The sequence below is a fragment of the Azorhizobium oxalatiphilum genome (assembly GCF_014635325.1).
Taxonomy (GTDB): Bacteria; Pseudomonadota; Alphaproteobacteria; order Rhizobiales; family Xanthobacteraceae; genus Azorhizobium; species Azorhizobium oxalatiphilum.
This window is the reverse complement of record NZ_BMCT01000005.1, coordinates 356,868-378,103: the sequence shown is the minus strand read 5'-3', so window position 1 is coordinate 378,103 and position 21,236 is coordinate 356,868. Positions and strand designations below refer to the sequence as shown.

At 67.1% G+C, this 21,236-nt stretch carries 17 protein-coding genes; 1 reads left to right on the top strand and 16 read right to left on the bottom strand.

The genetic code is table 11. From position 1 onward, the window contains the following. Positions 1-2 precede the first annotated feature (2 nt). The 9 genes from kdpA to IEW24_RS18355 form a co-directional block, all read right to left on the bottom strand. Positions 3-1,712, bottom strand: a complete 1,710-nt coding sequence (gene kdpA, locus IEW24_RS18395) for a potassium-transporting ATPase subunit KdpA (RefSeq protein WP_188581299.1) — start codon at positions 1,710-1,712, stop codon at positions 3-5. Positions 1,713-1,752: 40 nt separating this feature from the next. After that, entirely contained in the window at positions 1,753-1,839 is an 87-nt protein-coding gene (gene kdpF, locus IEW24_RS18390) for a K(+)-transporting ATPase subunit F (protein ID WP_244644538.1), read from the bottom strand. Positions 1,840-2,227: 388 nt separating this feature from the next. Further along, positions 2,228-5,404: an efflux RND transporter permease subunit gene (locus IEW24_RS18385; protein WP_188581295.1), complete on the bottom strand. Its 3,177-nt coding sequence runs from the start codon at positions 5,402-5,404 to the stop codon at positions 2,228-2,230. 6 nt (positions 5,405-5,410) lie between these two features. Beyond that, the gene (locus tag IEW24_RS18380) at positions 5,411-6,643 is read right to left on the bottom strand and encodes an efflux RND transporter periplasmic adaptor subunit (RefSeq protein WP_188581293.1); all 1,233 of its coding nucleotides are present in this window, start codon (positions 6,641-6,643) and stop codon (positions 5,411-5,413) included. 282 nt (positions 6,644-6,925) lie between these two features. Beyond that, the gene (locus tag IEW24_RS18375) at positions 6,926-7,213 is read right to left on the bottom strand and encodes a hypothetical protein (RefSeq protein ID WP_188581291.1); all 288 of its coding nucleotides are present in this window, start codon (positions 7,211-7,213) and stop codon (positions 6,926-6,928) included. A 241-nt stretch (positions 7,214-7,454) separates the two neighbouring features. Further along, positions 7,455-9,644 (bottom strand): aldehyde oxidoreductase molybdenum-binding subunit PaoC, encoded by a 2,190-nt coding sequence (gene paoC / locus IEW24_RS18370; RefSeq protein WP_188581289.1) that lies wholly within the window; start codon positions 9,642-9,644, stop codon positions 7,455-7,457. Positions 9,645-9,648: 4 nt separating this feature from the next. Continuing rightward, complete coding sequence (locus IEW24_RS18365) at positions 9,649-10,599, bottom strand: FAD binding domain-containing protein (RefSeq protein WP_188581287.1); 951 nt, start codon at positions 10,597-10,599, stop codon at positions 9,649-9,651. Further along, positions 10,596-11,255, bottom strand: a complete 660-nt coding sequence (gene paoA, locus IEW24_RS18360; protein WP_188581285.1) for an aldehyde dehydrogenase iron-sulfur subunit PaoA — start codon at positions 11,253-11,255, stop codon at positions 10,596-10,598. Before paoA ends, IEW24_RS18365 begins: the two co-directional genes overlap by 4 nt. A gap of 450 nt (positions 11,256-11,705) precedes the next feature. Continuing rightward, the gene (locus IEW24_RS18355; protein WP_188581283.1) at positions 11,706-12,752 is read right to left on the bottom strand and encodes an NAD(P)-dependent alcohol dehydrogenase; all 1,047 of its coding nucleotides are present in this window, start codon (positions 12,750-12,752) and stop codon (positions 11,706-11,708) included. Between the two features lie 449 nt (positions 12,753-13,201). Here IEW24_RS18355 and IEW24_RS18350 point away from each other — a divergent pair, with 449 nt between their 5' ends. After that, the gene (locus IEW24_RS18350; protein WP_188581281.1) at positions 13,202-14,488 is read left to right on the top strand and encodes a Bcr/CflA family multidrug efflux MFS transporter; all 1,287 of its coding nucleotides are present in this window, start codon (positions 13,202-13,204) and stop codon (positions 14,486-14,488) included. On the opposite strand, the gene IEW24_RS18345 is transcribed toward IEW24_RS18350, so the two are convergent. The 7 genes from IEW24_RS18345 to IEW24_RS18315 form a co-directional block, all read right to left on the bottom strand. Further along, a complete protein-coding gene (locus IEW24_RS18345) occupies positions 14,429-15,937 on the bottom strand; it encodes a sensor histidine kinase (protein ID WP_188581279.1) in 1,509 nt (502 codons plus the stop codon). The genes IEW24_RS18350 and IEW24_RS18345 overlap by 60 nt on opposite strands. Further along, on the bottom strand, positions 15,934-16,653 hold the full coding sequence (locus tag IEW24_RS18340) for a response regulator (protein WP_188581277.1): 720 nt from the start codon (positions 16,651-16,653) through the stop codon (positions 15,934-15,936). The genes IEW24_RS18345 and IEW24_RS18340 overlap by 4 nt, the downstream gene beginning before the upstream one ends. Before the next feature lie 226 nt (positions 16,654-16,879). Then, complete coding sequence (locus IEW24_RS18335) at positions 16,880-17,749, bottom strand: SAM-dependent methyltransferase (protein WP_188581275.1); 870 nt, start codon at positions 17,747-17,749, stop codon at positions 16,880-16,882. Between the two features lie 28 nt (positions 17,750-17,777). After that, entirely contained in the window at positions 17,778-19,193 is a 1,416-nt protein-coding gene (locus IEW24_RS18330; protein ID WP_188581273.1) for an APC family permease, read from the bottom strand. 478 nt (positions 19,194-19,671) lie between these two features. Continuing rightward, entirely contained in the window at positions 19,672-20,451 is a 780-nt protein-coding gene (gene soxA, locus IEW24_RS18325; protein ID WP_188581272.1) for a sulfur oxidation c-type cytochrome SoxA, read from the bottom strand. After that, positions 20,451-20,771, bottom strand: a complete 321-nt coding sequence (gene soxZ / locus IEW24_RS18320; RefSeq protein ID WP_188581269.1) for a thiosulfate oxidation carrier complex protein SoxZ — start codon at positions 20,769-20,771, stop codon at positions 20,451-20,453. Before soxZ ends, soxA begins: the two co-directional genes overlap by 1 nt. Then, entirely contained in the window at positions 20,771-21,232 is a 462-nt protein-coding gene (locus tag IEW24_RS18315) for a SoxY-related AACIE arm protein (protein WP_188581267.1), read from the bottom strand. The genes soxZ and IEW24_RS18315 overlap by 1 nt, the downstream gene beginning before the upstream one ends. Positions 21,233-21,236: the final 4 nt, after the last annotated feature.

The window sequence follows — 21,236 nt, the reverse complement described above, 5'->3', positions numbered from 1 at the left end:
GTTCAGAAAGTCTTGCCGGCCAGCATCTGCACCTGCTCGGCGATGGGGCCGAGGGCGAAGGCCGGGAAGAACTGGAGACCGCCGAGAATGAGGATGACGCCGATGAGCAGGCCCACGAACAGCGGGCCATGGGTGGGGAAGGTGCCGCTGGAAGCGGCAAGGCGTGTCTTGGCCGCAAGTGAGCCTGCGATCGCCATCATCGGCACGATGTAGGCGAAGCGGCCGAGCAGCATGGCAAAGCCGATGGTCGTGTTGTACCAGGGGGTATTCGCGCTCAGCGAAGCGAAGGCCGAGCCGTTGTTGCCGGCGCCCGAGGCATAGGCATAGAGGATCTCGCTGAGGCCATGGGGGCCGGCATTGCCGACGCCGGCCAGCGCATCGGGCAGCACGGCGGAGACGCCCGAGAAGCCCAGCACCGCCAGGGGGAGGATAAGAACGGCGAGGATCGCCATCTTCACTTCCCTGGCCTCGATCTTCTTGCCCAGATATTCCGGCGTGCGGCCCACCATGAGGCCGGCCACGAACACGGCGATGATGGCCATGACCAGCATGCCGTAGAGGCCGGATCCCACGCCGCCCGGCAGGATCTCGCCGAGCTTGATGAGCACGAGGGGAACAAGACCGCCGATGGGCGTGAAGGAGCCGTGCATGGCGTTCACCGAGCCGGTGGACAGGCCAGTGGTCACAGCCGCCCACAGCGCGGACAGGCCGAGCCCGAAGCGGACCTCCTTGCCTTCCATGTTGCCACCCGCCGGATCGAGCCCGGCAGCCATCAGCGTCGGCGTGCCGGCGGCCTCGGCCCAATAGGCGATGGCGACGCCCGACACCAGCAGGATGAGCATGGCGGCGAGGAGCGCATGGCCCTGCCGCTTGTCGCCCACCAGCTGGCCGAAGGCGAAGACGATAGCCACCGAGATCACCAGCATCTGCCAGACCTGAAGCATGTTGGTGAGCGCGGTGGGGTTCTCGAACGGATGGGCGGCATTGGCGTTGAAGAAGCCGCCGCCATTGGTGCCCAGCTGCTTGATGGCGATCTGCGAGGCCACCGGGCCGACCGCGATGGTCTGCTGCGCGCCGTCGAGCGTGGTGGCGGCCACCTGCCCGTCCAGCGTCTGCGGCATGCCCATGGCGATGAGCGCCACGGCGGTGACGAGGGCCAGCGGCAACAGGATGTAGAGGGTGGAGCGCGTCATATCGACGAAGAAATTTCCCACCGCCTTGGCATTGGAGCGGGCAAAGCCGCGCACCAGCGCGATGGCGAGGGCAAGGCCGGTGGCAGCAGAAAGGAAGTTCTGCACCGTGAGGCCCACCATCTGGCTGAAATTGCTCATGGTGGCTTCGCCCGCATAGGACTGCCAGTTGGTATTGGTGACGAAGCTCACCGCCGTGTTGAAGGCAAGGTCAGCCGAGAGGCCGGAAAAGCCCTGCGGGTTCCACGGCAGCAGGCCCTGGAAGCGCAGGAGCGCGAACAGCAGCAGCACGCCGAGGCCGTTGAACAGCAGCATGGCGAGTGTGTAGCCGAGCCAGCCCTGCTCGTTTCTGGGGTCCACGCCTGCCGCCCCGTAGAGCAGCCGCTCAACGGGGCCGAGGACGGCTGAGAGGAAGGTCCGCTCGCCCGCATAGACGCGGGCCATGTAGCGGCCGAGGGGAATGGCGGTGAGGATCACCACTGCGAACAGCAGGATGATCTGGAGCCAGCCGTTGGAGGTCATGGCGATGCGGTCTTTCGATTGGAAGAGGCGGCGGAACGGTTCAGAACCGCTCGGGCCGGATCAGCGCGGTCAGGAGATAGAGCGCGAGGCCGATGGAGACGGCGGCGCCGAGACTGAGTGCGAACATGGTCACGCCTTTCAGGCTTTGGTCGCCCAGCGGGCGTAGGCCGTCATGAGGGCGAAGAAGGCGATGACGATGAGAAGATAAATGACGTCGGCCATGGGACACCTCCTGGGAGGCCAGAACGAGCGCGCGTTGGTCGTCATTCCGGATGCGGAATCCCGACACGCGTCTGCACGACCTGCTCTAGGTCCGAGGGCGGTAAGCATGCGATGCGGAAAGCGCCTCGATTCCATAAGGAATGCATAAAGAGGCCGGCGCGGGCCCATATGCGGCCTGCGTTTGCCGCATAAGGATCATGCGGCCGGAACAGCCCCAAGGGCGCTTTGGGGCATAAAAAAACCGGCCGGGGAGGCCCCGGCCGGCTGGTCGTTTCAGGGAATGGCGCGGCTGGTCAGGCCGGGCCGGGCTGGGGCGGCGGCAGCGCCTCGGGCTCGTGCCCTCCCTCCGCCTTGTCCGCATCGCCCTGCCCCGCGTGGCGCCCGCCGGTGAGCTTGCGCACGACCACATAGAGCGGCGGCACGAACAGCACGCCGATCACGGTGGAGGCGATCATGCCACCCATCACGCCGATGCCGATGGCATTCTGCGCGCCCGAGCCCGCGCCCGTGGCGATCGCCAACGGCAGCACGCCGAGGATGAAGGCGAACGAGGTCATCAGGATCGGACGCAGGCGTTGGCGCGCAGCCATCAGGGTGGCATCCACCAGCGCCATGCCCTCCTTCTGCCGCTCCATGGCGAACTCGACGATCAGGATGGCGTTCTTGGCCGCAAGGCCGATGGTGGTGAGCAGACCGACCTTGAAATAGACGTCGTTGGACTGCCCGAACAGCAGCGCCGCCGCCAGCGCGCCGAAGATGCCGATGGGCACCGACAGCATGACCGCGAACGGCACCGACCAGCTCTCATAGAGCGCGGCCAGGCACAGGAAGACCACCAGCACCGAAATGGCATAAAGGTAGATGGCCTGGTTGCCCGAGAGCACCTCCTGCTTGGACAGACCCGCCCACTGGTGGGCATAGCCCGGCGGCAGCTTGGCCATGATCTCGTTGATGGCCGCCATGGCATCGCCCGACGACACACCCGCCGCCGCCTCGCCCTGGATCTCCACCGCCGAAGCGCCGTTGAAGCGCTCCAGCCGCGGCGAACCGAAGGTCCAGCGCATGCTGGCGAAGGAAGAGAAGGGCACCATGTCGCCGTCGGAATTGCGCACGTACCATTTGCCCAGATCTTCCGGCTGCATGCGGGAATCCGGATTGCCCTGGAGATAGACCTTCTTCACGCGGCCCCGGTCGAGGAAGTCGTTCACATAGAGGCTGCCCCAGGCGGTGGAGAGGGTATCGTTCACATCGCCCAAAGCCACGTTCTGGGCACTGGCCTTCTCCTGGTCGATGTCCACATTGATCTGCGGCTCATCTTCCTGTCCGTTGGGGCGCACATTGGCGAGCCGCTTGTCGGCGGCCGCCATGCCGAGGAGCTGGTTGCGCACCTGAACCAGCTTTTCGTGGCCGGCACCGTTCACGTCCTGCAGATAGAAATCGAAGCCGTTGCTCTGGCCCATGCCCTGAATGGCGGGCGGGGCCAGCGCGAACACGCTGGCATCGCGGATCTTGCGGAAGGCGCCCATGGCCCGGCCCGCCACCGCCTGCGCGGAGAGGTGCGGATCGGTGCGCTCGGCGAACGGCTTCATGCCCACGAAGGCCATGGCGACGTTCTGGCCGGAGCCGCCGAAGTTGAAGCCCACCACCTGCAACACGCCTTCGACCGCGTCCTTCTCCTCGTTCAGATAATAGTCCTTCACCTGGTCCAGCACCTTCAGGGTACGGTCCTGCGTGGCGCCGACAGGCAGCTGGATGGAGGTCATCAGCGCGCCCTGATCCTCCTGCGGCAGGAAGGAGCTGGAGAGGTTGGCGAACATCCACCCCATGCCGGCGACGATGATCAGGAAGGCCAGCCCGAACCGGCGCGGGCGCCGGATCATGCCCGCCGCGGAGCGGCCATAGCTCGCAGTGCCGCGATCCAGCGTGCGATTGAACCAGCGGAACAGGCGGTTCGGCGTGTGGCCGGGCTTGTGCGGCTTGAGCATGGTCGCGCAGAGCGCGGGGGTGAGCACGAGGGCCACCACCACGGAGAGCGCCATGGCCGAGACGATGGTGATGGAGAACTGGCGGTAGATGACGCCCACCGAGCCGCCGAAAAAGGCCATGGGCACGAACACCGCGCTGAGCACCAGCGCAATGCCCACCAGCGCGCCGGTGATCTCGCCCATGGATTTGCGCGTGGCCTCGCGGGGGGAGAGCCCCTCCTCCGCCATCACGCGTTCCACATTCTCCACCACCACGATGGCGTCATCCACCAGAAGGCCGATGGCCAGCACCATGGCGAACATGGTGAGCGTGTTGATGGAATAGCCGAACAGCTCCAGCACGCCGAACGTGCCGAGCAGCACCACCGGCACCGCGATGGTGGGAATGAGGGTGGCGCGGAAATTCTGGAGGAAGACGAACATCACGATGAAGACGAGGGCGATGGCCTCGAACAGCGTGTGCACCACCTTCTCGATGGCCAGTTCCACGAACGGCGTGGTGTCGTAGGGATAGACCACCTCCAGCCCCTCGGGGAAGGTGGCGGAGAGCCGGTTCACCGCCGCCTTCACCCCCTGCGCCGTCGAGATGGCGTTGGCGCCGGTGGCGAGGCTGATGGCGAGGCCCGAGGCCGGCTGGCCGTTATAGAGCGAGGAGGTGGTGTAGCTCTCCGCGCCCAGCTCCACGGTCGCCACGTCGTTGAGCCGCACCAGCGAGCCGGAGCTGGTGCTCTTCAGGATGATGTTGCGGAACTGCTCCGGCGTCTGGAGACGGCTGCGCGAGGTCACGGTGGCGTTGAGCTGCTGGCCCTTGCGGGCCGGCACCGCGCCCAGCGAGCCGGCGGACACCTGCGTGTTCTGCGCCTCGATGGCGGTGGCCACATCGCTCGGCATCAGGCTGTATTTCTGCAGCTTGTCCGGATCCAGCCAGATGCGCATGGCATAGGAGGCGCCGAACAGCTGGGTGTCGCCCACGCCTTCCACGCGCTTCAGCGTGTCGTCGAGGCTGCTGTCGATGAAGTCGGCGATGTCGTTGGAGGAGAGCTTGCCGTCCTTGGAGACGAAGGCCATCACCATGAGGAAGCCGGTGGAGGCCTTGGTGACGGTGACGCCGGTGCTCTGCACCACGCTCGGCAGCTGCGAGGTGACGAGCTGGAGCTTGTTCTGCACCTGCATCTGCGCCACGTCGGGATCGGCGGCGTTGGTGAAGATGACGTTGATCTGCACCTGCCCCGTGGAGGTGGAGGTGGAGGTCATGTAGTCGAGATTGTCGATGCCGGTGAGGCCCTGCTCGATGACCTTCGTCACCGAATTCTCCACCGTCTGCGCGTCCGCGCCGGAATAGGTGGCGGTGATGCGCACCGTGGTGGGGGCGATCTGCGGATATTGGGCGATGGGCAGCATGTTCAGCGCCAGCAGGCCGCCGAGCATGATGACGATGGCGATGACCCAGGCGAAGATGGGCCGGTCGATGAAGAAATTCGACATGGCGCGTCAGCCCGCCTTTGCCGGGCGGATGGTGCCCGCCGGCTGCTGATCGGGAGAGATCACGCCCTCCTTGTGCTCGCGCACCTCGCCGGTGGTGTCGTCGATGATCACCTCCACCGGGCTCACCTCCGCGCCCGCGCGGATGAGCTGCGTGCCCTCCACCACGATGCGGTCGCCGTTGCTCACGCCCGCATCCACCAGCCAGTTGTTGCCGACGCTGCTGCGCACGGTGATGACCCGCTGCTCAGCTTTACCTTGGGCGGTGACGAACCAGGCGGTGGCCTCGCCCTTGGTGTTGTGGCTCACCGCGCGCTGGGGCACCAGGAAGCTGTTCTGCGCCACGCCTTCCTCGATGACGGCGCGCACATACATGCCCGGCAGCAGCAGCCGCTCGGGATTGGGGAAGGTGGCGCGCAGGCCGTAGGTGCCGGTGGATTCGTCCACATAGGACTCGCGGAATTCCAGCCGGCCCGGCTGGTCATAGGTGGTGCCGTTCTCCAGCTTCAGCCGCACCGTCACATTGGCGCCGGAGAGCTTCACCCGGCCCGCCGCTATGGCCTCGCGCAGGTTGAGCAGGTTGGTGGAGGATTGCGTGACGTCCACGAACATGGGGTCGAGGGTGCGGATGGTGGTCAGCGCCGTGGTCTGGCTCGCCGTCACCAGCGCGCCGGGGGTCAGGGACGACTTGTCGATGCGCCCGCCGATGGGCGCGGTGAGCGTGGTGTAGTCGAGATTGATACGCGCCGTATCCACGCTCGCCTTGGCGGAGGCCACGTCCGCCACCGCCTCGTCATAACTGGCGGAGGCGTCGTCGAAATCCTGCTTGGAGACGGCGGACTGCTTCACCAGTTGCTGATAGCGCTCCAGCTTCGCCTTGGCGCTCGGCACGGCGGCTTCCGCCTTCTTGAGCGCGGCTTCCGCGCTGTCGAGGGAGGCGCGGTAGCTGGCCGGGTCGATCTGATAGAGCGGATCGCCCGCCTTCACCTCGCCGCCCTCGGTGAACAGACGCTTCTGGATGAGGCCGCCCACCTGCGGGCGCACCTCGGCCGTAAGCGAGGCGGTGGTGCGGCCGGGCAGTTCGGCGGTAATCGCCACCGACTGCGGATGCAGCGTCACCACGCTCACCTCCGGCCGGTTGGGGGCGCCGCCTGCGGCGCCGTCATTCTGGCCGCAGCCGGAGAGAAGGGCGGCGAGCATCAGGCCCGCGAGCAGCGGCGCGGACGAAGGCAAGCGTGTCATGACAAGTCCCAGCGAGGTTCCGGCCGCGCGCGACCCACCCCACGCGACCGGACAGAAATCGAAGCACCATTATCGGTACGATGCGGTACCGATATTATGCGGCGCGCGCGCCGTCAATGCGGCGGCTCGCTTTTGGGCGTCATGACTGGTGGAGAGGATGGGTGCAGCCGGCGGCGGGAACCGGCCATGCGGAAAGCCCCATGGGGCAAGGCTGCGGGTGGCGCGGCGCGCAAGCAGGCAGGGTCTGCGGATGAAGGCTGCCGGGAAGGCGCAGCCCCGGCTTCACTTGATCGTGCGGTGGGCGGCGGCGCTGTTCTTGGCGCGGGAGAGGCGGTTGCGGGACCAGGAGAGCCGCAGGCTCATCACCCAGTGTAACCAGAGCGGAGCCGCGCCGAGCGCGCTTTCGGCATCGTCGCATTCATCCTTGCGGGCGCGCACCGTGTCGGCCTGAACCGTGCGTTCTTCCGCCAGAGCCATCTGGCGCGTGGCGTTTGTCAGATGTGGCTCCGTGGATTTAGCCCGATGGGCGACCGGAGCATGCGTCTCGCCGGGTGCAGAAAAGTCGGACATTGGCTGCCATAACCACCTCGGGTCCGGCGGCGGGAGCAAGGTGACGCTCGCGCATCAACACCGGTACCAACTTGAGGATGCTCAAGCTTTGCATGGTTAACGGAACCTGTCCAATCACGACGCCACACGCTACCGTGAAGCCGGATGCGAAAGGCCGCGCCGGAGCGCTCCGGCGCGGCCTTCCTTATTTCTCCACGCCGGCACCGGGTGTTGCGCCATCCCGGCCCCGCTTCAGGAAAGCTCACCCCACCACGGGCAAAGCGTCGATCAGCTTGTCCAAGGTCAGCGGATAGTCGCGCACCCGCACGCCAGTGGCGTTGTAGATGGCATTCGCCACCGCCGCCGAGACGCCGCACAGGCCGAGTTCGCCCACGCCCTTCGCCTTCATGGGCGAGGACAGGGGATCGGTCTCGTCGAGGAAGATCACCTCCTGATGCGGAATGTCCGCATGCACGGGCACCTCGTAGCCGGCCAGATCATGATTGACGAAGAAGCCCCGGCCGGCATCCACCGCCAGTTCCTCCATCAGGGCGCCGCCCACCCCCATTGTCATGGCGCCGATGACCTGACTGCGCGCCGACTTGGGGTTCAGGATGCGCCCCGCCGCGCACACCGCCAGCATGCGGTCGATGCGCGTCTCGCCGGTGGCGGCATCCACCCGCACCTCCACGAAATGGGCGCCGAAGGTGGATTGCTGGTACGTCTTGCCCAGGTCGCCGAACTGGATGCGGTCCTCCGCTTCCAGCCCCTGCGCACCGGCAGCTTCCGCCAGCGGCACGGCGCGGTTTCCGGATCGCACGGCGCCGTCGGCGAACACGGCATCACCGGAATTGAAACCGACCTTCTGGGCGATGGCCTCGCGCAGCTTCACGCAGGCGGCATACACGCCGGAGGTGGAGCAGTTGGCGCCCCACTGCCCGCCCGATCCCGCCGAGGCGGGAAAATCGGAATCGCCCAGATGCACCCGCACCTTGTTGAGCGGCACGCCCATCATCTCCGCCGCCGTCTGGGCGATGATGGTGTAGGAGCCGGTGCCGATGTCGGTCATGTCCGTTTCCACCGTCACCATGCCCTGCCCGTCGAGGCGCACACGCGCGGCGGAAGCGGTGAGCAGATTGTTGCGGAAGGCAACACCCATGCCCATGCCCTTCAGCCAGCCGCCCTGCCGGCTCTGGCCGGGGCGCGGGTTGCGCTTGTCCCAGCCGAATTTCTCGGCACCGGTGCGCAGGCAGGTGACGAGATCGCGCTTCGAGAAGGGCCGCTGCGGCGCGGAGGGGTCCACCTGCGTGTCATTGATGACCCGGAACTCAACCGGGTCGATCCCCAGCTTCTCCGCCATCTCGTCCATGGCGATTTCCAGCGCCATCAGGCCCGGCGCCTCGCCCGGCGCACGCATGGCATTGCCTTCCGGCAGGTCCAGCACCGAGAGATACATCTTGGTGGCGCGCGCGGCACCGGCATAGAGATATTGCGTCTGCTGAACCGCCGTCTCCGGCTTGCCGCCCGCCAGATCGCCCGACCAGCTCTCATGCCCGATGGCGGTGAGCTTGCCCTCCGGCGTGGCACCGAGGCGGATGCGCTGGATGGTGGCCGGGCGATGGGTGGTGTTGTTGGCAATGAGCGGGCGCTGGAGCGCCACCTTCACCGCCCGCCCGGTCAGCCGGGCTGCCACCGCCGCCAGCAGCATGTCGCTGCGCAGGAACAGCTTTCCGCCGAAGCCGCCGCCGATATAAGGCGAGACGATGCGGACGTTCTCGCGCGGCAGGCCCAGCGTCCTGGCCATGTCGCCGGCCGCCCAGGCGATCATCTGGTTGGAGGTCCAGAGCGTCAGCCTGCCGTCCTTCCATTGCGCGACGGACGCGTGGGGCTCCATGGCGGAATGGGACTGGTCGGGCGTGGAATAGGTGGCGTCCAGCTTCACCGGCGCGCTGTCATAGGCCGGCTCGAACGTACCCACCGTGACGCCGCCGGAGGCGGGCTTTGCCGTCTTGCGGGAGGCGTCGAGATCGAACGTGCCGGGCTGCGCCTCATAGCTCACCTTCACCAGCTGGGCCGCGGCGCGGGCCTGCTCGAAGGTCTCCGCCACCACCAGCGCGATGGCCTGATGATAATGCTGCACCTCCGGCCCGCCGAGCAGGCGCGCGGTGTTGCGCGGCCCCTTGCCGAGTTCGCCCGCATTCTGCCAGGTGACGATGTCGATCACCCCCGGCGCAGCCTTCGCGGCGGCGAGGTCCATGGCGGTGATGCGCCCGCGCGGGATGGCCGCGCCCACCACATAGCCATAGGCCTGATGGGGCGCGACGTCGTATTGCTCATAGGCGTAGCGGGCGGTGCCCGTGGTCTTGAGCGGACCTTCAATACGGTCCGTGGGGATGCCGATGACCTTGAGCTGATCGATGGGATTGATGCCTGCCGGCGTGTCGAACTTCATGGCCTCACCCCTTCGCCTCAGTGAGAACGGCACTCAGCGTGCGCTGCGCCAGCGTCAGCTTGAATGCGTTGTGGTGGGTGGGTTTTGCCCCGGCCAGCAGCATGTCCGCCGCCGCCTTGCCGCCGCGCGGAAGCTCGGCATCCGCAGCCGCCACCCGCCATGGCTTCGGCGCCACGCCGCCGAGCGCCACCCGCCCCGTGCCGTCCTTCTGCACGATGGCGGCGACCGAAATGAGCGCGAAGGCATAGGACGCGCGATCGCGCACCTTGCGATAGATGTGCGTGCCGCCCACGGGGCTCGGCAGCACCACGGCCGTGATCAGCTCTCCCTTGGCGAGCACCGTCTCCAGATGCGGCGTCTCGCCGGGATCGCGATAGAAGTCGGCCAGGGGAATGACGCGGGTGGCACCATCCGGCTTCACCGTCTCCACCGTTGCGTCCAGCGCCCGCAGCGCCACCGCCATGTCGCTGGGATGGGTGGCGATGCAGGCGGAACTGGTGCCGATGACACCCAGTTGCCGGCTGAAGCCGTTCAGCGCCGCGCAGCCGCTGCCGGGCTTGCGTTTATTGCAGGGCTGGTTGGTGTCGTAAAAATAGGGGCAGCGGGTGCGCTGGAGCAGGTTGCCCGCCGTGGTCGCCTTGTTGCGCAGCTGGCCGGAGGCCCCCGCCACGAGGGCGCGGGAGAGCAGGCCGTAGTCGCGGCGCACGCGGGCGTCCGCCGCCAGATCGGTGTTGCGCACCAGCGCGCCGATGCGCAGGCCGCCGGCCTCCGTCGCCTCGATGGCATCGAGCTTCAGCCCGTTGACGTCGATGAGATGGGTCGGCGCCTCGATCTCCAGTTTCATGAGATCGAGCAGATTGGTGCCGCCGGCGATGAATTTCGCGCCTTCGGTGCGGGCGGCAAGGGCCGCCGCCTCTGCGGGAGAGGTGGCGCGTGCATAGCTGAACGCCTTCATGCCTTGTCCCCTTCCACCTCGGTGATGGCCGCGACGATGTTGGGATAGGCGCCGCATCGACAGATGTTGCCGCTCATGCGCTCGCGCACCTCCATTTCGGAGAAGGTGACGGGGGCGCTCAGATCGCCGGTCACATGGCTCGGGATGCCGTGTTTGATCTCGTCCAGCACCGCTACGGCGGAACAGATCTGGCCCGGTGTGCAATAGCCGCACTGATAGCCGTCATGCTTGACGAAGGCCGCCTGCATGGGGTGCAGATGCTCCGGCGTGCCGAGGCCCTCGATGGTGGTGACGGTGTCGCCCTCGTGCATGACCGCGAGCGTGAGGCAGGAATTGATCCGCCGCCCATCCACCATCACCGTGCAGGCGCCGCACTGGCCGTGGTCGCAGCCCTTCTTGGTGCCGGTGAGATGCAGATGCTCGCGCAGGGCATCGAGCAGGGTGGTGCGGGTGTCGAGATGGAGCGCATGGGCGGCGCCGTTGACCTTCAGGGTCACTTTCATGAGCACCGGCGCATCGGAGGCGGCCGGCACCGGAGCGGCGGGCGTCTGGGCCTCTGTCTGGGCGGAAGCGGAGGAAGCGACCACCGAGGCGGCTCCCGCGATGAGAAGATGACGCCGAGAAACGTCGGCCTCACGGGGTGTCTGGAGAGTCATTCCCGATCCCTTGATTGACGCATGGAAAGGCTGTGGCGCACCGAAGGCATCACCCCGAGGGGCGGCAAGAGCTGCCATTCAGGAGCGGCCATTCATGTCGAGATCAGCGCCACTTCAACTGAAGATTACGCTTATCATAATTATAATCTGCGAGAGCTGCATCCGCCAGCGCGTCTCCCTGCAAACGCTCATGAACGACGCGCATGAATGTCGTGCAAACGGAGCGCCGGCGAGGCTTGCTCCTGAGGGTGCAACGTCGCCCGGGGGGCCCGCGTTCCAGCAAGGCGGGCCGGCCGCGATAAATTCGGCGCGACGGGCCGGGCAATCCGGAAAAGCCGCTCAACAAAAGGCCGCGCACGCGGTCGCCAAACGAAAACGACGGCCCGCCTCAGCGCGCCGCCGCAAGGGACGCCGCGCGCAACAGCGCGGCGTCCGGATCGGGCCGTCCGCTCAGGCGGCGAGCGAGGCCATGTCGATGACGAAGCGGTAGCGCACATCGGCCCGCTCCATGCGGTCGAAGGCCGCGTTGATCTCGTCCATGCGGATCATCTCCACCTCGGGCAGGATGTTCTTGCGGCCGCAGAAATCCAGCATCTCCTGCGTTTCCTGGATGCTGCCGATGGGCGAGCCGGCGATGCGGCGGCGGCCCATGACGAACGGCACCGTATTGGGCTCGGCCATGGGGCCGATCTGCCCGACGATGACGAGGGTGGCGTCCACGTCCAGCAGCGGCATGTAGGGCGCCAGATCATGCTTCACCGGCACGGTGTCGATGATCAGGTCGAAGCTGGAATCCGCCGCCGCCATGGCCTGCGCATCGGTGGAGATGAGCAGGCGGTCAGCACCCAGCGCCAGCGCGTCGGCCTGCTTGTCGCCGGAGCGCGAGAGCACGGTGACTTCCGCGCCCATGGCGGAAGCGAGCTTCACCGCCATGTGGCCGAGGCCGCCGAGGCCGATGACGCCCACCCGGCTGCCGGGGCCGACATTCCAGGTGCGCAGCGGCGAATAGGTGGTGATGCCCGCGCACAGCAGGGGCGCCGCGCGCGACACATCCAGCGTCGCCGGCACATGCAGCAGGAATTCCTCGCGCACCACCACATGCTTGGAATAGCCGCCATGGGTGCGCGTGCCGTCGATGCGGTCGTTGTCGTTATAGGTCTGGGTGTTGCCCTTGCGGCAGAACTGTTCCCAGCCCTTGCGGCACTGGTCGCAATCCCGGCAGCTGTCCACCATGCAGCCGATGGCGCCGATATCGCCCACCTTGAAGCCGGTCACGTCGCTGCCCACCTCGATCACCCGGCCAACGATCTCGTGGCCCGGCACCATGGGATATTGCGACCAGCCCCAGTCGTTGCGGGCCTGATGCAGATCGGAATGGCAGACGCCCGCATAAAGGATCTCCATGGCCACATCGTTGGGGCGCACGGCGCGGCGCTCGAAGCGGAAGGAGGCGAGCGGGGTGTCGGCGGAGGTCGCCGCGAAGCCAATGGTCTTCATCTGGTCAGTCCTTACTCTGTCGCGCGCGTGCGGGGACTGGCACCGGACGCCAAATGCGTCCTTCAGCGGTGTCGTTGCCGGGCATGCCGGGCCGCGCCACGCAGTTCGGCACCCCACATCGCGTCGGCACCTTGTCTAGCGAGCGCGCCGCCGGGGAATAAGGGGGGCAAGGTGCATGTACCTATGAGCAGACTTCATCAATATGCGAACCTGCCGCTGCGTCCGCTCGCTCGCTATGCCCGCGCCTGAAATGCTCATGCGCTGAGGGCATGGCGAAAGCCGCCGACACCCCTGTTGTGCAGCGCAAAAAGGACCTAGACATTGTAAGCATACGTCGCATCCGGCCTGCTCAAAGGCATACCGTTGCGGCATCTTCCTTCAGGGTCCGGGGCAGCGAGCGCATCTTTTGGCGCGTCTTTTCCGGCGGATGTCACGCGTCAGGCCAGCCCATGTCCAGCACCTCAGACATTTCCCCGCCGGCAGCCACCAGCGCCCGGACGGCGGACCTGCGCGTCCTGCTCATTCTGAGCGCCCTGATGGCCTATGCCGCCGCCTCCACCGACACCTATCTCCCCGCCTTTCCGGCCATCGGCGCGGCGCTCAAAGCTGATCCGGGGCTCATTCAGCTCACCCTCTCCACCTATCTCATCGGCTTCAGCCTCGGCCAGCTGGCGTGGGGGCCGCTGGGGGATCGCTTCGGCCGCCGCAAGCCCATCATCGCCGGCACGCTGCTGTTCATCGCCGGCAGCATCGGCTGCGCGCTGTCGGACAGCGTGGGGCAACTGATCGGCTGGCGCGTGGTGCAGGCGCTGGGCGCCTGTTCCGGCCCGGTGCTGGCCCGCGCCATGGTGCGCGATCTCTATGCCCGCGAGCGCTCGGCGCAGGTGCTTTCAACGCTGCTGCTGATCATGGGCGTGGCGCCGCTGCTCGGCCCCATCATCGGCGGCCAGATCCTGCAGTTCGCCTCCTGGCGCGCCATCTTCTGGGCGCTGGTGCTGTTCGGCGCTCTGTCGCTCGTCTCGCTCCTGGCTCTGCCCGAGACCCTGCCGCCATCCCGCCGCAGCGCGCAGCGCATGAGCGCGGTGTGGCGCGACTATGCCATGCTGCTGTGCGACCGGAAGCTGCTGGGCTATTCCGCCGCCGGCAGCTTCTTCTATGGCGGCATCTTCGCCTATCTGGCCGGCTCGCCCTTCGCTTATATCGAATATTACGGCGTGCCGGAGCGCTTCTACGGCTTCATCTTCGCCTGCAACATCTTCGGCATGATGGGCACCAATTACCTGAACACCAGGCTGGTGATGCGTCATGGCACGCAGCGCATGTTCCAGGTGGGCGCCGTCACCTGCGCCATCGCCGGCGTGGTGCTGGCCATGAACGCCCGCTTCGGCTGGGGCGGGCTCGCCGGGCTGGCGGTGCCCCTGTTCTTCTACATTCCCATGAGCGGCTTCATCGTCGCCAATTCGGTTGCCGCCGGCCTTGCCGCCTTCCCGCGTCAGGCGGGCGCGGCCTCGGCGGTCATCGGCACCATGCAATATGGCTCGGGCGTGCTCAGCGCCGCTCTGGTGGGCTGGTGCGCGGACGGCACGCCATGGCCCATGGGCTGGGTCGTCGGCATCTGCGGCCTCGGCTGCGTGCTCACTTCGGTGCTGATGGTGCGCGGCAAGGATAAGCCCGCCTCAGCCGGCCCCGCCGGTGGTGGGGACGCCGGAACGCCCGAGCGGCAGGCGGCGGCGTAGCTTCTCGCGCGTCACTGGCGCCGGGGCGCCCTGCACACCGTCGCTGGGCATGGCCGGCAAGGCGATGGTCACACGCAGGCCCTGCCCGGCATTGGCCAGCAGCACGTCGCCGCCGTGATGGCGCACGATGGTGCGGGCGATTGCCAAGCCGAGGCCCACGCCGCCGGTCTCCCGGTTGCGCGAATGCTCAAGACGGAAGAAAGGTGCGAACACCTGCTCCTGCACATCCTCGGCGATGCCCGGCCCGTCATCCTCCACCACGATGGAGACATGGTCGGGGCCTGGCAGGATGGAGACGCGGGCGCGCTCGCCATAGCGCACGGCATTCTCCACCACGTTGCGGCAGGCGCGGCGCAAGGCCGCGGGGCGGCAGCGATAATTGAGACGCTCGGTCTCCAGGAACGTGACCTCCTGTCCCAGCTCGGCCAGATCCTCGCACAGGCTCTCCACCAGCGCGGCAAGGTCCACGGCGCGGGTCTCCTCCGCCGCCCCCTCCTCCCGCACGAAGGCGAGCGTCGCCTCGCACATGGACTGGATCTCGATCACCGTGCTCAGCACCTTCTCGCGCACCTCGTCGTCGGTGATGAACTCGGCGCGCAGACGCAGCGAGGTGAGCGGCGTGCGCAGATCATGGCCGATGGCGGCCAGCATGCGGGTGCGGTCCTCCACGAAGCGCGTGAGGCGCTCCTGCATGCGGTTGAAGGCTTCCGCCGTCTGGCGGATGTCGTCCGGGCCGGTCTCGGGCAGCGGGTCGATCTGCTGTCCGCGCCCCAGCGCCTCGGCGGCGCGGGTGAGGCGCTTTAGCGGCAGGGCGATGCCGCGCGCGGCGAAAATGGCGAGCACGGAGAGGACCAGCGCGGAGGCCGTCAGCGAGGCGATGGTCTGGCTGTTCCAGAACGATTCCTGCGGCTTGGCGAAAGCGGCATTGAGCCAGCTGCCGTTCTCCAGCTGCACGGCCAGCCCCATGCCGGCGGCATTGTCCAGATAGCAGAACTTGGCCGGGCGCGAGATCGGCCAGGCATAAGGCGGCATGTCCAGCCAGGTGGGCGATCCCACCTCGGAGGCATTGCGCGGCTTCTCGATGCGCGGCTCCAGCGCGGGCGGGCTCTTGCCGTGCACCGGCAGGCGCGCCAGCGGCTCGGTGAGCTGCCCCCACGCATCCATCCGCCAGGTGGTGACATCCTCCGGCACGGAGGGCGTGATCCAGTAGCGCGTCGCGGTGGTGTTGCTGGCGGCGAGGATGTCCGCCTGAAGGCTGGGCGGGGTCGCCTCCAGCACGCGGACCAGCGAGGAGCCGCGGCTCAGCATCTCGCTCTTCGCGGATTTGCGCATGGCCTGCCCATGCTCGTCCCACGAGATGAAGAACACCACCGCCTGTGCCAGCACCAGCGAGAGCAGGGTGAAGCAGATGAAGCGGGCGGCCAGGCTCCGGGTCCACAGGCGCATCATTGGCGTTTCACCTCGGCCGTCATGGAGTAGCCGCCGCCCCAGTGGGTCTTGATCAGGCAGGGCTGCTTGGGATCCGCCTCCACCTTCTTGCGCAGGCGGCTCACCTGATTGTCGATGCTGCGGTCGAACGGATCGGCCGTGCGCCCCACCGTGAGGTCGAGCAGTTGGTCGCGGCTGAGCACGATGCCGGGATGATCGAGGAAGGCGCACAGCAGCCGGTATTCGGCCGTGCTGAGGGGCACGGCCACGCTGTCGCTGCCCATCAGCTCGCGCCTGCCCACATCCAGCGTCCAGCGATCGAAGCGCACCACTTTCGCGGCGATCTGCCCTTTCTGCGGCGGCAGGCTGTTGACCCGGCGCAGCACGGCCTTGATGCGGGCCAGCAGTTCGCGCGGATTGAACGGCTTGGTGAGATAATCATCCGCCCCCACCTCCAGCCCGACGATACGGTCGGTCTCTTCCGTCATGGCGGTGAGCAGGATGATGGGCAGCTCGGTGGTGCTGCGCAGATAGCGGCAGAGCGAGAGGCCATCCTCGCCGGGCATCATGATGTCGAGCACCACGAGATCGGGCGCGCTCTTCTCCAGCAGCCGGCGCATGGCGCCGGCATTCTCCGCCAGCGAGACGCGGTAGCCGTGCTGGATCAGGTACTTGCCGACGAGATCACGAATATCGCGATGGTCGTCGACGACCGCGATATGGGGTGCCGCGTCCATCGAATACTCTATCAAGGTTACTGAGGCGGATGTCCGATCCGGCTCTGAGGGCAACATACGCGAGTGTTCCCGCCAACCCATATCAAAAGTGTATCAGAATGCGTCAGCACCTGCCGCAGCGACAGTTGCAGACGATTTTTCCGGACTGCCGCGCTCGTCCGGCACGACGAAACACACCCCGGACCTTAAGATCCGGGGTGTGTTCGAAAAACGTGTTCCGCCCCGGTCAGGTCGAGGACCGTTCCGCCGTCCACGCGCCGGCACCTTCCGCGGTGCCCGTCATCTTGCCGCCGCCGACCTCGCCCGTGTAGCGCTTGCCGTCCACGGTGAAGGTGATCTGCGTGCCGATCATCTTGGCCTCCGAGATGGGCAGCTTCTTGCCGCCGCGCGTCAGGGTGCCGGAGAGCATCTGGTAGGTCTGGGTGAGCTGAAGTTCATCCCCGCCCACGCGCCAGTCCCCCGCCACCTTGGCCGGGATGATCCATTTGTAGGCGCGGCAGAAGCTGGCGCAGTCCGTGCTCAGAACCAGCGACTCATCCGGGTGCCAGTCGTCCATGTCGAAGGTGTTGGAGATGATGCGGGTGCCCGGCTTCATGTCCAGCAGCGTCGGGCGCAGCTTGATGTTGAGCTGGGGCAGCAGGAACATCGTCACCACCGAGGCTTTCGAGAAGTCGGACTGGAAGATGTCCGCCTTCTCGAAGGAGGCGCGCTCGGTCACGCCCTCTCTCTTCGCCGCGTCCTGCGAGAGCTTCACCATGTCGGGGTTGAACTCGATGCCATGGGCGCGGGCGCCGAGCCTTGCGGCGGTGATGACGGTGCGGCCATCGCCCGAGCCGAGATCGATCACGTAATCGTCCTTCGTCACATTGGCCATGGCGAGCATGCGGTCCACCAGCTCCTGCTGGGTCGGCACCCACACCACGTCCTTGCCGGCCTGCCCGGACACCGGCTCGAACGCCTTGTTGGCGGCGGGAGCAGCAGCCTGCGCCATCTGCATGGGCGCCTGCGGGGACTGGGCGAAGGCGACGTTGAGGCTGAGCGCCGAGACGGCGCAGGCAATAGTGACCTTGCTGGCAAGGGTGCGAATGACGGTCATGTCATGTCTCCGGGTTCGAGGGGAAAGATCACTCGGACTGGGTGGCCGCCGATCCGACGGCCGGCACATCGCGCCGGGAAGCCTCATCGCGGCGGCGGAACAGCAGCAGCGGGGCACCCGCCGCCAGCACGCCCAGCCCGATCAGGGAGGCCACGCCCGTGTAGGCGATGGAGGCGTGCAGCATGTAGATGCAGGTGGCGCAGAACAGGATCGGGGTGAGCGGATAGAGCGGCACCCTGAAGGGCATCAGGCGCTTCGGCTCGCGCCAGCGCAGCACGAACACGGCAATGCCCACCAGCAGCAGGAAGCCCCAGAAGACGGGCGCGGTGTAATCCACCATGGCCTTGAAGCCATCCCGCGTGGCGGCGCCCATGGCCACCAGCACCAGCGCCACCACCGCCTGCAGGATGAGGCCGTTGGCCGGCGTCTTGCCCCGCGCATCCCATTCGCCGACGCGCGGCAGCAGGGTGATGTCGCGGGCCATGGCGTAATAGACGCGGGCGCCGGTGAAGATGGTGGCGTTGAGCGTGGAAACGGCCGCCACCACGATGGCAAGGCTGACAATGAAAGCGCCTGAGGGACCCGCCATGCGCGCCATCATGTCCGCCGCCACCGCATCGGAATTGCGCAGGCCGTCAAGGCCGAGGATGGCGAGCAGCGCCACATTGGCGAGCACATAGAGCGTCACGAGGATGACCGTGCCCATCACCAGCACGCGGGCGATGTTGCGCTTGGCGTCCTTCAGCTCGCCGGTGAGATAGGCCGCCTCGTTCCAGCCGCCATAGGTGAGCAGCACGAAGATCATGGCCATGCCGAAGGCGGCGGTCTCCGGCGCGACGGTGGGCGCCGGCGGCGGCTCGCCGGGCGAGCCCAGCAAACCGAAGGCGATGATGGCCAGCACCGCGCCCACCTCGATGAAGGTCATGGCCACCTGGAGCGTCTTGCTCTCCAGCGTGCCGATGACATTGATGCCGGTGAAGACGATGATGGCGATCGCCGCATAGAGCGCCGGCCCATAGGGGCCGAGAGGCAGCAGCTGCGCCGCATAATCGCCCAGCACGAAGGCCACGCCCGCGATGGCGCCGGTCTGGATCACCGAGCCGCGCGCCCAGCCGAACAGCATCGCCACCGGCTTACCATAGGCCTTGGAGAGGAAATGATATTCACCGCCCGCATGAGGATGGGCGGAGGACAGTTCCGCATAGCAGAGCGCGCCGATGAGCGTGACAAGGCCGCCCAGCAGCCAGGCACCCACGAAGGCCATCTCGCTGTCCACGTTCGCCGCCACCAGCGAGGGGGTGCGGAACACCCCGATGCCAATGACGAGCCCCACCATGATGGTGACGGCATCGAACACGCTGAGCGAGGCCAATGGCTCGGAGCGCGGGGCTTGGCCAGGCTGGCTCTGGCGCGGCGAGGTTTGGCCCTGCGGGGCTTGCGACATGCGGAACCTCTCGTTTCGGCGAAAGCGGACGGATGGGAGGAATGCTGCGGAACGGACGATGCAGCGTTTCCGGACGCGGGCACGCGGGATCATGCGCGAGGGCGGGATGAGCCCACGATTAGGGAGACGGGCCGACGGGTGCCGGAAACGGGGCAGGCGTGCGCAGGAACGCCGGGCCGGGCAGACCGCCGGAAGCCGGCTGTCGCGCGTGCGGAGCGTGGGAGCTGTGATCGAACAGGTGCTGTATCGGTTGGCTCATGCGGCTCGGCTGGGGCACCATCCCCTGATCTCACGCAAGGTGAGACGGGTTTGTCGCTCGAATGTGCCGTAGAGGAATGACTTTGTATCGAAATGTCCCGAACATGGACAACTGCCAGATCATCCTGCATTTCGTCGTCATGAGACGGTACTTCAGGACCGATTACAGAGCTTGATCACAAAGTGATGATCTGAGAGTGCCGGAAATGGTGTCTTCATTTCATGGCCGCACGCCGGGCGTCTCCACGGGCAGCCCCTTGGCGCGGGTGGCGAGGAAGGCCTCAAGCGCCACGAATTCCGGCGCGCCATAATCGAACGGTTCGGCCCGCACGCCCACCATGCAGGCGCGCATGCGCCGTTGCAGCGAGCCCAGCCCCTGCCATTCCAGCCGATAGAGCGGATAGGCATTGGACTGGCCCTGCGTGATCGGGCTGCCGCCGAGGCGCCCCTGCCAGTTGGCCTCATGGCAATTGGCGCAGGACAGATCGAGCTGGCCCATGCGCTGTGTGAACAGCGCCTCGCCCTGCGCGCGTGCCGGCGCGAGGCGCGGATCGGCGGGCGGCGCCATGGGCAGGCCGCGCGACTGGAAACCGACGAAGGCGGTGAGCGCCAGCATCTCCTTGCCCTCGTGCGGCAGCGGCGTCGCCTGCTGGTGGCGGGTGCGGCAGAGGTTGATACGGCCCGTCAGGTCCACCGCCTGCCCGGTCTTGTCGTCGAAGGCGGGATAGCGGGCGGCGATGCCCTTCATACTGGCAGACGCCGCGCCATGGCAATCACCGCAGGATTTTTGCGCCGCGCCCTCGCGCTTCGCCCACAGCTGCTCGCCGTCCAGCACCCAGAACAGGCCGGGATTGGCGGTGTCATCAGCCTGCATGGCCCGTGTTTCGGGGCTCGCGAACGCGATGCCCGAGCGCGGCTCGCCTTGCTCGATGCCATGCGCAACCGAAGCCGCCAGCAGCAGCGGGGCGGCCAAGCCGAAGCAGCGCACGGCAGGGCGCATCAAGTCACCGTGATGTCCGCGGTTGCCACGTGCACGGCGCCGCTGTCCTCGGTCCAGGAGAAGGTGATCACGCCCGCCTCCTTCGCCCGCAGCGAAAAGGACAGGAAGGGATTGGCGGAAACCGCCGGCCAGAGATCGGCCGCGAACACCACCTCGCTGCCATAGGTGCACACGAAGCGATTGACGATGTCGCGCGGGATCATGGCGCCGTTCACGCCCATGCGCTGCCCGGTCTCCATGGGATGGGCGATCATGGCCCGCACCTCGACGATCTCGCCCGCCTTGGCCGTCTTCGGGACATTGATGAGGGTGCGAGGCATCACAGCACCTCGATGCAGGCGGCGAGCGTCACCACCACGTCGCGGGTCTGCGACCAGTAGGTGCCGTCGCTCATCTCGGCCACCGCGATCACCTGCTGCGAGGTGGCAAGCCGGATGCGGGTGGAGATGCGGGCGCGACCCGAGGCCGGCGAGAGATGGAAGATGGCGATATCCGCCTGCGGGTTCTTCTCGTTGAACAACGCGATGCGGCGCACATGGTCGGCGCTCTCCATGGGGCTTTCAACGTCAACCGTGAGCGGCACGGCATTGCCGTTTTCCACGATGGGCGAGAGATCGAGCCGCACCCGCCCCTCCTGCGCCATCGCCCCCTTGGTGAAGGCTTTCACCGCCTCCTGCATCTCCGGGCGCGCCATGGCGCGGGCGGGCAGCGCCAGCACGGCAAGGCCGGCCGCCGCGCCGAGCAGGACATCGCGTCGTTTCAGGTGGGGGATGGGAGACATGGCC